18 protein-coding genes are annotated in these 13,214 nt (G+C 59.3%); 9 read left to right on the top strand and 9 right to left on the bottom strand.

Annotation, left to right across the window (positions count from 1 at the left end; all coding sequences use genetic code 11):
• Positions 1 to 17 precede the first annotated feature (17 nt).
• Positions 18 to 1,145, bottom strand: a complete 1,128-nt coding sequence (locus AC1DYW_RS13590; protein WP_477226527.1) for a BMP family ABC transporter substrate-binding protein — start codon at positions 1,143 to 1,145, stop codon at positions 18 to 20.
• A 293-nt stretch (positions 1,146 to 1,438) separates the two neighbouring features.
• On the opposite strand from AC1DYW_RS13590, the gene AC1DYW_RS13585 reads away from it, so the two are divergent.
• Entirely contained in the window at positions 1,439 to 2,113 is a 675-nt protein-coding gene (locus tag AC1DYW_RS13585) for a GntR family transcriptional regulator (protein WP_477226526.1), read from the top strand.
• 221 nt (positions 2,114 to 2,334) lie between these two features.
• On the opposite strand, the gene AC1DYW_RS13580 is transcribed toward AC1DYW_RS13585, so the two are convergent.
• The 3 genes from AC1DYW_RS13580 to AC1DYW_RS13570 all read right to left on the bottom strand — a co-directional run bounded on the left by AC1DYW_RS13580 (position 2,335) and on the right by AC1DYW_RS13570 (position 3,840).
• Entirely contained in the window at positions 2,335 to 2,634 is a 300-nt protein-coding gene (locus AC1DYW_RS13580) for a DUF982 domain-containing protein (protein ID WP_192259614.1), read from the bottom strand.
• Between the two features lie 144 nt (positions 2,635 to 2,778).
• The gene (locus AC1DYW_RS13575; protein WP_477226525.1) at positions 2,779 to 3,288 is read right to left on the bottom strand and encodes an Hsp20/alpha crystallin family protein; all 510 of its coding nucleotides are present in this window, start codon (positions 3,286 to 3,288) and stop codon (positions 2,779 to 2,781) included.
• Positions 3,289 to 3,372: 84 nt separating this feature from the next.
• Positions 3,373 to 3,840, bottom strand: coding sequence for an Hsp20 family protein (locus AC1DYW_RS13570; protein WP_477227071.1), 468 nt, complete (start codon positions 3,838 to 3,840; stop codon positions 3,373 to 3,375).
• Between the two features lie 213 nt (positions 3,841 to 4,053).
• Here AC1DYW_RS13570 and AC1DYW_RS13565 point away from each other — a divergent pair, with 213 nt between their 5' ends.
• Complete coding sequence (locus tag AC1DYW_RS13565) at positions 4,054 to 4,176, top strand: hypothetical protein (protein ID WP_477226524.1); 123 nt, start codon at positions 4,054 to 4,056, stop codon at positions 4,174 to 4,176.
• A gap of 29 nt (positions 4,177 to 4,205) precedes the next feature.
• Here the strand turns inward: AC1DYW_RS13565 and AC1DYW_RS13560 are convergent, their stop codons facing one another.
• The 3 genes from AC1DYW_RS13560 to AC1DYW_RS13550 form a co-directional block, all read right to left on the bottom strand.
• Positions 4,206 to 4,520 carry a DUF982 domain-containing protein gene (locus tag AC1DYW_RS13560; protein ID WP_477226523.1) on the bottom strand — a complete coding sequence of 105 codons (315 nt, stop codon included), beginning with the start codon at positions 4,518 to 4,520 and terminating at the stop codon, positions 4,206 to 4,208.
• 234 nt (positions 4,521 to 4,754) lie between these two features.
• Complete coding sequence (locus tag AC1DYW_RS13555; protein WP_477226522.1) at positions 4,755 to 5,024, bottom strand: usg protein; 270 nt, start codon at positions 5,022 to 5,024, stop codon at positions 4,755 to 4,757.
• A 22-nt stretch (positions 5,025 to 5,046) separates the two neighbouring features.
• On the bottom strand, positions 5,047 to 5,394 hold the full coding sequence (locus AC1DYW_RS13550; RefSeq protein WP_477226521.1) for a hypothetical protein: 348 nt from the start codon (positions 5,392 to 5,394) through the stop codon (positions 5,047 to 5,049).
• A 326-nt stretch (positions 5,395 to 5,720) separates the two neighbouring features.
• On the opposite strand from AC1DYW_RS13550, the gene groES reads away from it, so the two are divergent.
• The 5 genes from groES to AC1DYW_RS13525 all read left to right on the top strand — a co-directional run bounded on the left by groES (position 5,721) and on the right by AC1DYW_RS13525 (position 8,691).
• Positions 5,721 to 6,035 carry a co-chaperone GroES gene (gene groES, locus AC1DYW_RS13545; protein ID WP_477226520.1) on the top strand — a complete coding sequence of 105 codons (315 nt, stop codon included), beginning with the start codon at positions 5,721 to 5,723 and terminating at the stop codon, positions 6,033 to 6,035.
• A 59-nt stretch (positions 6,036 to 6,094) separates the two neighbouring features.
• Positions 6,095 to 7,723 carry a chaperonin GroEL gene (groL, locus tag AC1DYW_RS13540; RefSeq protein ID WP_477226519.1) on the top strand — a complete coding sequence of 543 codons (1,629 nt, stop codon included), beginning with the start codon at positions 6,095 to 6,097 and terminating at the stop codon, positions 7,721 to 7,723.
• A 58-nt stretch (positions 7,724 to 7,781) separates the two neighbouring features.
• Positions 7,782 to 8,012, top strand: coding sequence for a hypothetical protein (locus AC1DYW_RS13535; protein ID WP_477226518.1), 231 nt, complete (start codon positions 7,782 to 7,784; stop codon positions 8,010 to 8,012).
• 84 nt (positions 8,013 to 8,096) lie between these two features.
• Positions 8,097 to 8,417: a DUF982 domain-containing protein gene (locus AC1DYW_RS13530; protein ID WP_477226517.1), complete on the top strand. Its 321-nt coding sequence runs from the start codon at positions 8,097 to 8,099 to the stop codon at positions 8,415 to 8,417.
• 25 nt (positions 8,418 to 8,442) lie between these two features.
• The gene (locus AC1DYW_RS13525) at positions 8,443 to 8,691 is read left to right on the top strand and encodes a DUF982 domain-containing protein (RefSeq protein ID WP_477226516.1); all 249 of its coding nucleotides are present in this window, start codon (positions 8,443 to 8,445) and stop codon (positions 8,689 to 8,691) included.
• Between the two features lie 657 nt (positions 8,692 to 9,348).
• Here AC1DYW_RS13525 and AC1DYW_RS13520 read toward each other — a convergent pair.
• Entirely contained in the window at positions 9,349 to 10,359 is a 1,011-nt protein-coding gene (locus AC1DYW_RS13520; protein ID WP_477226515.1) for an AraC family transcriptional regulator, read from the bottom strand.
• Between the two features lie 60 nt (positions 10,360 to 10,419).
• On the opposite strand from AC1DYW_RS13520, the gene AC1DYW_RS13515 reads away from it, so the two are divergent.
• Positions 10,420 to 11,487, top strand: coding sequence for an aldo/keto reductase (locus AC1DYW_RS13515; RefSeq protein ID WP_477226514.1), 1,068 nt, complete (start codon positions 10,420 to 10,422; stop codon positions 11,485 to 11,487).
• A 108-nt stretch (positions 11,488 to 11,595) separates the two neighbouring features.
• Here the strand turns inward: AC1DYW_RS13515 and AC1DYW_RS13510 are convergent, their stop codons facing one another.
• Positions 11,596 to 11,889 (bottom strand): hypothetical protein, encoded by a 294-nt coding sequence (locus AC1DYW_RS13510; protein ID WP_477226513.1) that lies wholly within the window; start codon positions 11,887 to 11,889, stop codon positions 11,596 to 11,598.
• Between the two features lie 75 nt (positions 11,890 to 11,964).
• Between AC1DYW_RS13510 and AC1DYW_RS13505 the strand changes: the two genes are divergently transcribed.
• The gene (locus AC1DYW_RS13505; protein ID WP_477226512.1) at positions 11,965 to 13,212 is read left to right on the top strand and encodes a molybdopterin-dependent oxidoreductase; all 1,248 of its coding nucleotides are present in this window, start codon (positions 11,965 to 11,967) and stop codon (positions 13,210 to 13,212) included.
• Positions 13,213 to 13,214 lie beyond the last annotated feature (2 nt).

The raw sequence follows: 13,214 nt of genomic DNA, 5'->3' as shown, positions 1-13,214 counted from the left end.
TGCCGCCTCCGTCCGGTTCAGGCGGTCGAGCCGACGACGCCCTCGACGAGATAGTCCATGCTTTCGAGCTCGATGGCGGTCTCGGCGAAGGCCTGGCCTTCCGTCGCCACGACGGCGCCCTTGTTGCTCTTCAGCGGGCCCTTGATGACGGAGAACCCGCCCTTCATCATTTCGGCCAGGGTGGCGTCGAATTGCTTGCGGGCCGGCTCGCCGACGGCGGGACCGAGCGGGCTCATCTTGACGAAGCCGTCGGCCAGTCCGCCGCGGGTGAAATTGGGAAGCGGCGTGCCGGCGATGAGGTCGTCGACGAACATCTTGTAGACCTTGGCCCAGTTCCACTCGGCGCCGGTGAGGTATTTTTCCGGCGCCAGCGGGCTCTGGTTGGCGTGATAGCCGCAGACGAAGGCGCCGCGGCCGGCGGCCGTCTCGACCACCACTTTCGGGCTGTCGACATGGCAGGTGATAACGTCGGGGCCCTGGTCGACCAGGGCGTTGGTGGCTTCCGCCTCCTTGACCGCCAGCGACCACTCGCCGGTGAAGATGACCTGGCAGGTGATCGTCGGGTCGACCGAGCGTGCGCCGAGCAGGAAGGAGTTGATGTTGAGTAGCACCTGCGGGATCGGCTTGGCGGCGACGAAGCCGAGCTTTTTGCTCTTCGAGGTGTGACCGGCGACGACGCCGTTGAGATACTGGCCCATGCCGATATAGCCGAAATAGGAACCGGCATTCATCGGATGCTTGTCCTTGTTCCACATGCCGCCGCAATGGCGGAACTGCACGTCGGGGAATTTCGCGCACATGGCCAGCATGTGCGGATCGAAATAGCCGAAGGAGGTCGGGAAGATCAGCGAGGCGCCATCGAGATTGATCATCGATTCCATCGTCTTCTGGACGTCGACCGTCTCGGGAACGTTTTCCTCCTCGACGACGGAGATGCCTTCGATGCCCTTCAGCGACGCCGCCCCCTCGGCATGCGCCTGGTTGTAGCCGTAGTCATCCTTCGGGCCGACATAGATGAAGCCGACTGTGGCGGCGGCGGCGAAGGCACGGCTGATCGGTAAGGATGCCGAGGCCAGGCCGAGCGCGGCTCCCGCGGCGGAGGTCTTGAGCAGTTGGCGGCGGTTAAGCATGAATCTGTCGGTCATAGTGAATGCTCCCCTTTGGGACCCTTTTTCCGGGTCGGTTAACATGCCGTCCAGAAAGTGCATGCAATCACCGTGCCAGTTTTCGAATTGAAATTTATCCAATAAAATCAGTTATGGTATCGAAGGCTCGTGCTCACAGCAGAGGCAATTGCATGCACTTTTTGCCTTGAAAATAGCCAGTTTGACAGGCAGATTAAAATAGAGGCATAGAGGGCATATCGAGTCGAAGGACCAACGGGTCGGCCGACTCCACGAAAAGACGGGACGGAGGAAACTTGTCGGGGAAGCGCAGCTTGATCAGGTCGGGCACGACTGTTGATCAGATGGTGCGGGCGATCGGCGACCGGATCGTCACCGGCTACCTGCGCCCCGGCGAAAAGCTGGACGAGGCCTCGCTCGCCGCCCGCTTCGACGTATCACGCACTCCGGTCAGGGAGGCGCTTGGCCAGCTCAGCGCCATGGGCCTGGTCGAGAGGCGACCCAACAGGGGCGCTATTGTCGCCGTCGTGACGCAGGAGCATCTCGCCTCGATGTTCGAGAGCATGGCCGAACTCGAGGCGATCTGCGCGCGCTTCTCGGCCGAGCGCATGACCAGCAGCGAGCGCCGCGGGCTCGAGATCGAGCACCAGGCTTCAGCGCGGATGGTTCAGCTGGGCGCCGAGGTGGACTACGAGTATTTCAACACCGAGTTCCACACCCGGCTTTATCGTGGCGCCCACAATACGCATATCCACGATCTCACTGTGATGACCCGCAGCCGGTTGGCACCCTTCCGCCGCGCGCAGTTCATGCTGCCCGGACGGCTGGCCAAATCCTGGCAGGAACACGACCTAATTGTCACCGCAATCATGCGCGGAGACAGCGTGGCTGCGGGCAAGGCCGCCAGGGACCATGTCTCTATCGTCAGCGAGGCGAGCGCGGTGTTCGCGACTGATGATCGCAAGCCAATTCGGCGGGACGTAGCCTGAAAATTTCCGGACAGCCCGAATGCCCGCAGACGATGTCTGCTTCCAGGCGGCGCAAAGTTTCGCGCCAACGGCCGAGATGAAGCGCAGAGCAGCCATTCGGTATAAGGTGACCCTATTGGCGGATGGCTGAACCAGCTTCTTGTCGACCTTGGCTAACCGCCCCGTAACCTATTGGCGGATAACTATTATTTTAGTCGCGGGGAGAAACCCTGAACTGAAAATCAGGGACTGCGCCCAGAAACGGACAGCTTTTGATCAGCCCCGGCCAGTGGCGCAAAATCGGATTTGGCCAGCACCCCAGCTATCCTGGCAAAGCCGACAAATGCCTGCCGCGCCTGATCGGTTGTCATCTGACCAGCAATCGCGGCGTTGCAGCTTCTCACTGCGCAGCTGTATACCGGTCCCCGACGGGCCCTTGGCCATTGATTCAAGAATACCAGCGCCTCCCGCACCGAGTTGATGTCGTGTATCACGTCACTGGTCTTAACCTGCACGGGGGCAAGGAAAGCCAGACTGGTCATTTGTTACCTCCCTGGGATTGCAAGGGTTGATTCAGCATCACATGACGCGGCTCTTTCGTTTGAGGCTGTCGGACGCCATTTGACCATCCTCGCTATCTGCAGAGGCCAGGGGCTCGACGAGCCCCGGCCTTTCCTTCGCGAACCTCATTTGCTGCCCTTGATTGCAATGCGTTTGGCGTTTGCCTGCGCCTTTTTGGTCTTCGGCAGCGTCACCGTGAGCACACCGTTCTTGAACGTGGCCGCCACCTTGTCGTCTTCAACCTCACGGCCGAGACTGAAGCGCCGCTCAAAACGCCCATAATAGCGTTCGCTGAACTGACGGTCCTTGTCCTCGCTCTCTGCTTTCTTCTCGCCGCGAAGCGTCAGAACACCATCATCCAGCATGACCTCGACGTCGTTTTCATCGAGGCCCGGGATTTCGGCCGTCACCCGGATTTCCTTATCGGTTTCCGAGAACTCCACGCTTGGCCAAGTGCCATTGAGAGGAGGCACGCGGCCAAGAATCGAAGGCGTGTCAAAACCGCGGAACACCTCGTCGAATAGCCGGTTGACATTACGGTGCAACGACAGGAACGGATCCATGTCGTCACTGCGATAAATGCTCGGTGCCTGGCTGCCGCCACGGCTCCAGGGAATCAAGTCACGTACGCTCATTTGTCCTTCTCCTTTCCGTTTTATGGGTCGCACCCGGACCCCATCCACGAGGACGGGTGTCTGCTGCAGGCCGACCGCCAAAGATCAGGCCGCCGCGCTTTCAATGCCCTTGGAGGCCGCATTCTTGCCGGTATCGACATTAATCGCGATGCGGCGCGGCTTCATCTCCTCGGGAATTTCCTTCTTGAGGTCGATGATCAGCAGACCGTTTTCGAGCTTTGCCCCGACAATGGTCACATGATCGGCGAGTTCGAAGCGGCGCGCGAACGACCTCAGCGCCAAGCCATGATGGAGGTACTGAACCCCGTCGTTCTCTGTCTTGGCGCCCTCGATCATGAGCATATTTGGCTCGTGCGTGATCGCAAGCTCGTCTTCACCGAAACCGGCGACCGCGAGGACAATGCGGTATGTGTCTTCGCCGAGCTTGGCGATATCGTAAGGCGGCCAGTTATCCGCGTTCTGCGGGGGGCTGGCATTTTCGAGCAAGTTGAAGATGCGGTCAAAGCCGATGCTCGACCGATAGAAGGGGGAAAAGTCCAGGTTCGTTCTCATAGCTACATCCTCCTTGGAGCAACATAGTACGAGGGAACGCCAAGAAGCCTGGCGCTCCCTGACACATCGGCCCCTTGCGCGGCGACCAACAAAGATGAGTTGGGAATCGATTTCGGCCGTGTCAAGAGCAACCGCTAAAGCAGTTTCGCTACCGCCTTCGGATGGCCAGCGAATGCCCATCTACTTCGCAGGTATTTCGAACGGAGGAAAAGGATGACTATGACACGCCATGAGGCGCTGAGGAGCCAGGGACGACCATTGCCGGGGACACGGGTGGCAGCGCTAATTGACCTGATCGAGCCCGACGACGAAGGCGACCTGGCATATCCGCTTTGATGCTGCGGCGGTAGATTGCCGCAGCAGTACTAGCCCTGACTATCTAAAAGATGGTCTATTTTGCTGATCTTCGGCCCTGCCATCCACTGCGGCGCTGCGGGCAGATCCTCGATGACGGCGACCCTGCGTGCCCAGGTCGTAAAGGCCCTGTTCGCCGCCTCGACAGACTTCCGGCCATCGTACGCGGAGTAGCATGCATCCGACGCCGCAGCGTGGAGGAGGCCGCGCCTTTCAACCGGCCATTCTTCCAGAAACTCTATCGCATCCATGACACAGCAGATCTTTTGGACAACACGGCCCTCGTCTCTTACGAAAACCGGTTGTTTGAACGTCGCGCTTTCCATAGTGACCTCCCTTCAAACCTTGGGGCAACTGAATCTTGCCTCCCCGTGCGCGGCTCCCGGCAAACGATGTCGGCTACTTGGCGATCGCCACGGAAAACGGCGGAAACCGGATTTTCAAAGAGCATCGTTTCCATACGATCCTTCGGCTCCTGCTAACCCGACATCCGGCAAGCCGCGCTGGACACATAAAAAGATTGGAAACGCCAGTTTCCAGTTCAAGGGGAGCGGACCCGGCTATTGAATTGTGAAGATGCCGTCTACGGCCTGCCATTCGGAAGGCCGGATAAGGCGGTGATGGGCGACTCGCACGGAATGCAGCGCGCCTTCGAGTTCGCGCTCCCAGTAATCCAGAAACCCCTTGAGGGTCGGGAATTCCGGTGCCAGGTCGTATTCCTGCCAAACGTAGAGCTGCAAAAGGCTCGGATGATCGGGAAGGCGGTAGTGAATTTCCGCAGTTGTGAGACCGTAGCCCTCCATCTGCAGCCGGAATTCCTTGCTGACCATGCGTCTCTCCTATCGCGCGCGTTCAGGCATCAAGTCTTTGCGGGGGTTCTCGGGTCCGCCGTTCCTCGAGGTCACAGCCTACCTCGGCGCGACTATCGTCCAGTCGGCGAAGTGCCTCCATGATGGCGTCAAACGTCACCGGGCTCGCAGCACCCGGTGGCTTTCGCAGCGCAGGCATAGATTCGACGGCGCAAGCATCCGATGCCCATGAGGCAAGAATGGCGCGCTTTTCCTGAATGTCGAGCGTGCGGTCGCCCACCACCTCATCGGGGTGACTAAAGTGCAGCGCCGGGAACAGCAGGCGGTCAAGCGAAGGATCAGAGGTTTCAGGGGCGATCGAGGGGATGTTTCTCGACGAGGTTCGTTCCATCGACAGTCTCCGTTTCCTAACAATCTCCTTGGCATCGTTGTCTTCTTGGGACTCCAATCGCACAAAATTTCGTGGAGTTCGGATCGAATTTCAAGACCCGAAAGTCGCGCGCCCCTAGCGAAAATAGCTTCATGAATTCATGTCCCTAGCACTCTTGAATACAGAGTGCCAAAATTTTTCCAGCGACCCCTTGAAACCCGAAAATTCCAAAACTAGCTCGATATACGCGCGATGCCTGAAAGGGTCGCGGCGCCCCACACCGGCCCGATATTGCCGGTTCGGTGTGGAGGAACCTAAAAAATCTGTTTGTCCTGAAGGAGAACGATATGACGTTCCGTCCATTGCATGACCGTATCCTGGTCCGCCGCATCGAAGCCGAGGAGAAGACGGCTGGCGGCATCATCATCCCCGACACCGCCAAGGAGAAGCCGCAGGAGGGCGAGGTGATTGCCGTCGGCCCAGGCGCCCGCGACGAGAGTGGCAAACTCACGCCGCTCGACGTCAAGATCGGCGACCGCATCCTGTTCGGCAAGTGGTCCGGCACGGAGATCAAGCTCAGCGGCGAAGATCTGCTCATCCTGAAGGAAAGCGACGTGATGGGCGTGATCGAGCAGACCGCGACGGTCAAGAAAGCCGCCTGATCGAACTCTGGTCCAATCGCAATCCAGTCAATGAAGCTGCCTACTGAAGGAATGATCCAATGGCTGCCAAGGAAGTGAAATTCCATTCCGACGCCCGCGAGCGCATGCTGCGCGGTGTCAACATCCTCGCCGACGCGGTGAAGGTCACGCTCGGCCCCAAGGGCCGCAACGTGGTCATCGACAAGTCGTTCGGAGCGCCGCGCATCACCAAGGACGGCGTCACCGTCGCCAAGGAAATCGAGCTCGAGGACAAGTTCGAGAACATGGGCGCGCAGATGGTGCGCGAGGTCGCCTCGAAGACCAGCGACCTTGCCGGCGACGGCACCACGACCGCGACCGTGCTTGCACAGGCGATCGTCAAGGAAGGCGCGAAGGCAGTAGCCTCGGGGATGAACCCGATGGACCTGAAGCGCGGCATCGACAAGGCCGTCGATGCGATTGTCCAGGAGTTGAAGACCAACGCCCGCAAGGTGACCAAAAATGACGAGATCGCCCAGGTTGGCACCATCTCGGCCAATGGCGACGCCGAGATCGGCCGCTTCCTTGCGGAAGCGATGCAGAAGGTCGGCAATGAGGGCGTCATCACCGTCGAGGAAGCCAAGACCGCCGAGACCGAGCTGGAAGTCGTCGAGGGCATGCAGTTCGACCGCGGCTACCTCAGCCCCTACTTCATCACCAACCAGGATAAGATGCGCGTCGAGCTCGAAGAGCCCTATGTGCTGATCCACGAGAAGAAGCTGTCCAATCTGCAGGCGCTGCTTCCGGTGCTGGAAGCTGTCGTGCAGTCGTCCAAACCGCTGCTGATCATCGCTGAGGATGTCGAGGGCGAAGCGTTGGCGACGCTGGTCGTCAACAAGCTGCGCGGTGGCCTCAAAGTCGCCGCCGTCAAGGCGCCGGGCTTCGGCGACCGCCGCAAGGCAATGCTGGAGGATATTGCCATCCTCACCGGCGGCACCGCGATCTCGGAAGATCTCGGCATCAAGCTAGAGAATGTCACGCTCAACATGCTGGGCCGCGCCAAGAAAGTGGTGATCGAGAAGGAGAACACCACCATCGTCGATGGCGCCGGCTCGAAGAGCGAGATTCAGGGCCGCGTCAGTCAGATCAAGGCGCAGATCGAGGAGACTACCTCCGACTACGACAGGGAAAAGCTGCAGGAGCGGCTGGCCAAGCTCGCAGGCGGTGTCGCCGTCATCCGCGTCGGCGGCTCGACCGAGGTCGAAGTCAAGGAGCGCAAGGACCGTGTCGACGATGCCATGCATGCGACGCGCGCTGCGGTCGAGGAAGGCGTGTTGCCAGGTGGCGGCGTGGCGCTTCTGCGTGCGGCCAAGGCACTGGACAGCGTGCAGGCCGAAAATGAAGACCAGAAGCACGGTATCGAGATCGTGCGCCGCGCGATCGAAGCGCCTGTGCGCCAGATCGCCGAGAACGCCGGCGCGGAAGGCTCGATCATCGTCGGCAAGCTACGCGAGAAGCCGGAATTCGGCTGGGGCTGGAACGCCCAGACCAACGCGTTCGGCGACCTCTACAACGAGGGCGTCATCGATCCGGTAAAGGTGGTGCGCACCGCGCTCCAGGATGCGGCATCGGTTGCCGGCCTGCTGGTAACGACGGAAGCGATGGTTGCCGAGAAGCCGAAGAAGGAATCCGCCGTTCCGGCAATGCCGGCTGGTGGCATGGACTTCTGATGGTAACGGCTGTGTCCGCGCCCGGCGGGCGCGGACACAGCGACAAATGGGTAGAGCCATGAACGTGATGAACTTGAACGTAATCCCCCCGCCGTCGCGTGCGGCCACCGATCTGAACTACGAAGCGGACCTGAAGGTTGCGCTTGACCCGATACTGGTCGAGTTGCTCGACAGAGCGGAGGCCGCGGGTTGGGATCGGCGCAAAGCAGCATACACGGTGATGTTTCTGGCCGCGCGCAATCTTACCGACGGCAAAGGCTCTCCTGGAAACGGGAGTTCGGCAGGCTAAGGCGCGACGCACGCAACCTATCGCGCACGCGCCGTGGGAAAGGCTTCCGATCGAATGAGCTAACCATGTGAAACGGAGGAAAACATGGAACACAATCAATTTCAGCATCCCGTGAGGGTGTTCGTGGGTCTTGGGTTTCCGACCGACATTCAAAGCGTAAAAGACGCCTTCGTCCTGCTGGATGAATGGCCGCCATCGAAGCGGAACGCTGCTCATGGCATCGCTCTCAATGCTTGCAGGGCAGCCCTCGCCGGCGAGGTGGATGCCGAAACCGCTCGCAGCACTTTTGTTGCCTTCGCCCGTCGCATGGATTTGCTTGTGCCGGCCGCAGGAGACATCGTTGCGGCCAAGGCAGTTGGCACCTTCGGATTCGCTTCAGGAGGCCACTACGACAAATCGATGTAATCGATCTGTCGGAACGGAGAAAACCATGAGGGATGTTCGATTTCCCGAACCAGTGAGACTGCACGTGAAGCCCGCAAGGGAGCGCATCGTCGCCAGTTCCTGGGAAGCGCTCGAGTGCCTTCACGGCCAATGGCCAATAGGGGCTAGAGGTCCAAGCTATCGAGCAGCCTGCCGCGCTTGTCGCGATTCTTTAGACGGTTGGCGGCCTCCTCAAAAAGCAAGAAGGGCATTTTTGAAAGCAGCCCGTCATGCAGGTTTGGTCCAGGCCTCATAGTGAACTCAGCGCCGAGGCAAGTCTTGCTTTGCAAACGACGCAATCTGAACGATTGCACGCCTTCGTCGGACCGGCAAGGAGCGGATATGAGCCGGCGGCCGAAGTTCTGTGCCCAGCCATCAAGGCTGATTGTTGCAACTGAGTGTTCAGAGCTTCCGGCAGCAAAAAGCAATGAACTTTCTGTCCATCAAGGCGCTAGGTGCATTCCAAGGAGACATGTCGATGAACACCGCGACTCGGCCGGTAATCTCCGAATTGCTTCGCCGACGGTCATCTCCCTGAACGAGAAAAGGCCGAGGACGCGCAGCGACCAGGGGAAGAAAACGCAGCGACGTCGTTGCGGGAAGACGATCGAGACTGAGTGTAGCGAAGGCGATCTTCGGTCAGACCCAAACCATTCGAGGACGCGATGGGCGTGGCTTGGAAAGAGTACGCGGAAGGAATGCCACAGTGGCTGAGATCAGTCACGACCATTGTCGCTTGCGCCGCTGCGCTTCTCTATTTCGGTCAAAGACGCCTCGTGACGCGCCAAGGCGGTGTTGGTCCTACTCCAACCGGTGAACAAGGGACGTCCGATTTCCCTAATCTTTGGGCTGAATCGTCATCGCGTTCGGGCGGCTCCGAAGGCGACCAATTGATTGCTGAGGGCAGCGGCTCCTATTCGGCTTCGATTACGCTGCGGTCCACCTTGCGGCGACGCTCGGAATAGGTCTGCATCGCCTCCTTCCGGTATCGGCCTGGTGAGACTCCGGTTGAGCGACTGAATGCATTGCTGAAGGCACTTTCGGACCCATATCCGAGAGAACAGGCAATATCGGCGACGGAATGGTCCGTCTCGCTCAATTCCCGTTCGGCCAAGCGCATCCGCCAGTTGAGTACATAGGTCAGAGGCGGGACACCAACGACATCACGAAAGCGTACCGCGAACGATGTGCGCGACATTCCCGACATCTTCGCCAGTCCCTCCAGATTCCACGCATGTGATGGTTTAGCGTGGATTCCTCGTAGCGCGATCGAGATGCGTCTGTCGTCAAGCGCGGTAAGCCAACCAGATCGATCCGACTTGGTCGATTCGATGTGAAGCCGAAGAGCTTCGACGAACAGCAACTTTGCCAAATGGGTGATCGCTGTTGTGGAACCGGCGCGCTTGCGCTGCGTCTCCTCGGCCAACTCGGTAAGGAGCCAGCGCAGCTTCGCAGCTTCTCCTCTCTGACCATTGACGTGAACCACGGGAGGGAGACTTTCTCGCAAAAAGCCGCAGCGCTGCTCGTCGACCTCCAGTAACCCTCCGATCATCGTGAATTCGGAGCCTTCCCCGACGCGCAGGTTACCTTCTGTATCTCGCTCAAGCGGTGTGGAGGATGCGTTCGGCAGCCACTCCACAGCACTGGCCAGGATGACTGCTGGCGCTCTATTCGTGATTACGACGTCACCCGCCTCGAATAACGCCGAGGCTGCTGAGTCGGCTTCGGTCGACAGCCAGCACGTTCCTCTCACGACGGCGAGAAACTTTACCGCGTCCGAGCGCATGAACTTTCGCGCCCAGTCACCCCCAGCAACAAGCGTGCCGGTGAGAACGCAGCGAGCATCGGCGAGATCGAGGACGTCAGAGAGCGGGTCTGTGCGCATAGTTGTACCATCTCGCATAAACATCGCACGATCAAGCATTCATCATTCAGAAATGGTGACATACCAAGACACGGCGCTCGCGATCAAAAGGAGTCCCACATGCCTCTGGACCATTTCATCACGCTTGGCCGCTCAGGCTTGCGTGTAAGCCCGCTGTGTCTTGGCACCATGACATTCGGCGAAGACTTCGGTTGGGGTGCGAGCGAGGAGGACTCGCATGCGATGCTGTCCGCGTATCTCGATCACGGCGGCAACTTCGTCGACACAGCGAACATCTACACTGGCGGACACTCCGAGAGGATCATCGGCGACTATCTGTGGCAACGGGATGTTCGCCGTGACGGAATCGTGCTCGGCACGAAGTTCTACTGCAGCCTGTTTCCCGGAGACCCCAACGGCGGCGGTGCTGGGCGCAAGGCGCTCTTGCAGCAGTGCGAAGCGTCGCTGAAGCGACTCCAGACCGATTACATCGACATTTACTGGCTCCACAACTGGGATCAGACGACACCCGTCGAAGAGACGCTGCGAGGTCTCGACGATCTCGTCGCGGCCGGCAAGATTCGTTACATCGGCTTCTCGGATATCCCTGCCTGGAAGACGGCCGAAGCGCAGACGATCGCCCACTTTCGGGGATGGGCGCCGGTCATCGCGCTCCAACTGGAATACTCGTTGCTCGAGCGGACCAGCGAAGGTGAGCTTTTTCCCATGGCCCAGGCTTTGGGAATGGGCATCATGCCTTGGTCGCCGCTGAAGAGCGGATTCCTGAGCGGCAAGTTCGAGCGCGGCAGTAAAGGCGACGTCGACACGAAGCGCACCGGGTTGGTGGGCATCCCAAGCGAAGCCGATTACGATGTCATCGAAGCGGTCGCAGCCGTTGCATCGGAGCTGGGAGCAAGCTCCGCGTCGGTAGCGCTCGCCTGGGTCATGTCACGCGCGGGCGTCGGTTCCACCCTTATCGGCGCCAGGCGCGTCGACCAGCTCAAAGCCAATCTCGATTCCCTCAATGTGACACTGTCTGCCGAGCAGATCAAAAACCTCGATGACGTCTCCAAGCCAAAACTAAATTTCCCGGCCGAGAACAACGAAATGCTGGCCCCGATGATCGGCTTCCCTGGCACGACCATCGACGGACGAACGGTGCCCTCAGCATCGCGCCTTTCGGCCTAATCGCTAGATGATGGTCCACGGTTTCTGCCGTGGACCCAGGCAATCCGCGCAATCGGAGGTGTTTCGAGCGAGTTCAAAGGTGATGTCATGAAAGCTAGGAAGAACGCTCTACAATACCAGCGGCGGTGCCGGATTCCGGCAGGCTTGCGCGATCGCTTTCGCCGCTGAGAGTGCGATCATCACGACCACCGGACGGACTGAATCCACATTGAAGGAAACGACGGACGGATCGAGACCGTCGGCGGCAAGGCTCCTTGCGCAATTTGCAACGTTACAAGCGAACAAGCCGTCAAAGAAGACATCGCGGCGGCCATCGGCGACTCTGTCCGGCTCGCCGTCGTCGCTAACAGCGCCGGCATGGCGGCAATCAGAAGTACCGGCCGATAGCGAACGATCGCTCATATTTTATGAACCAGCAAGCATTCATCGTTCCGCCCTGGTCGATTATTCCATCTCCTTGAAAACGGAGATATAGCAATGAGCACAGCCCAAGCGCCAGGTTGGCAAACGCCAGCTCTCCACTTGAGTCGTCGGAATTTCGTTGCGGCGATGGGTGCCGCGGGGTTGCTGTTTCTGCCGAAGCACGCCGCCGCAGACGAAATGATAGATCTCGGCCTGCCGGGTGGCGGCGGGGAACGGCCAGTGACCACGGCCTTCCCGCAAAAAGGCAAGATGATCCTCCAGCGGACCCGGCCGCCGCTTCTTGAAACCCCCTTCGAGGTGTTCGATCAAGGCGTATTGACGCCGAACGATCGCTTCTTCGTGCGTTGGCATTGGGCAAATATTCCAACGCAGGTCGACGCCGGCAGCTTTCGACTGAATATCCGAGGCCATGTGAACGCGACACTCAGCTTGTCGCTCGCTGATCTGGTAGCGATGCCGACTTTCGAGATTGTCGCGGTCAACCAGTGCTCAGGCAATTCGCGAGGCTTATATGTTCCGCGCGTGCCGGGCGCGCAATGGGGCAACGGGGCGATGAGCAATGCGCGCTGGACTGGGGTCCGCCTCAAGGACGTTCTGGATCGGGCCGGTGTCAAGGCCGGAGCGATCAGTGTGCGTTTCAGTGGTCTCGACGAACAGGTGATCGAGGAGGCACCGCACTTCATGAAATCCCTTTCCGTCGATCACGCACGGGATGGAGAGGTAATGATCGCCTATGCGATGAATGGTGAGCAGTTGCCGCTCGTCAACGGATTTCCGCTGCGCCTCATCGTCCCTGGCTGGTATTCGACCTATTGGGTCAAAATGCTCAACGACATCGAAGTACTGGATCGGCCTGACGACAATTTCTGGATGGCGAAGGCCTACGTCATCCCGGATACACCTTTCGCGGCAGTGAAGCCTGGCGAGACCGGATACAAAACCGTTCCGATCAACCGGATGCTGCCCCGCGCTTTCGTGACCAATCTGAAGTCCGGCGCTCGGGTAAAGGCAAATGCGCCGCTCACGCTGCGCGGAATTGCTTTCGGCGGTGATACTGGCATCAACAAAGTCGATTTGTCGAGTGATGGTGGCGCCACTTGGTCTCCGACTCAACTTGAATCGGATGAAGGTAAGTATAGCTTTCGAAGGTGGGAAACATCGACGTTTCCAACACCTGGTGATCATCAGATCTTAGTTCGCTGCACCAATTCGAATGGCGAAGTTCAGCCGATGCAGACCTATTGGAACCCATCAGGTTTCATGCGGAATGTCGTTGAATCCATGAGCTTTAGCGCAGCGTGAGG

It is taken from the genome of Mesorhizobium sp. P2_D5 (assembly GCF_056404355.1).
Note: the sequence above shows the minus strand (reverse complement) of the source record. Positions and strands in the feature narration are given on the sequence as shown.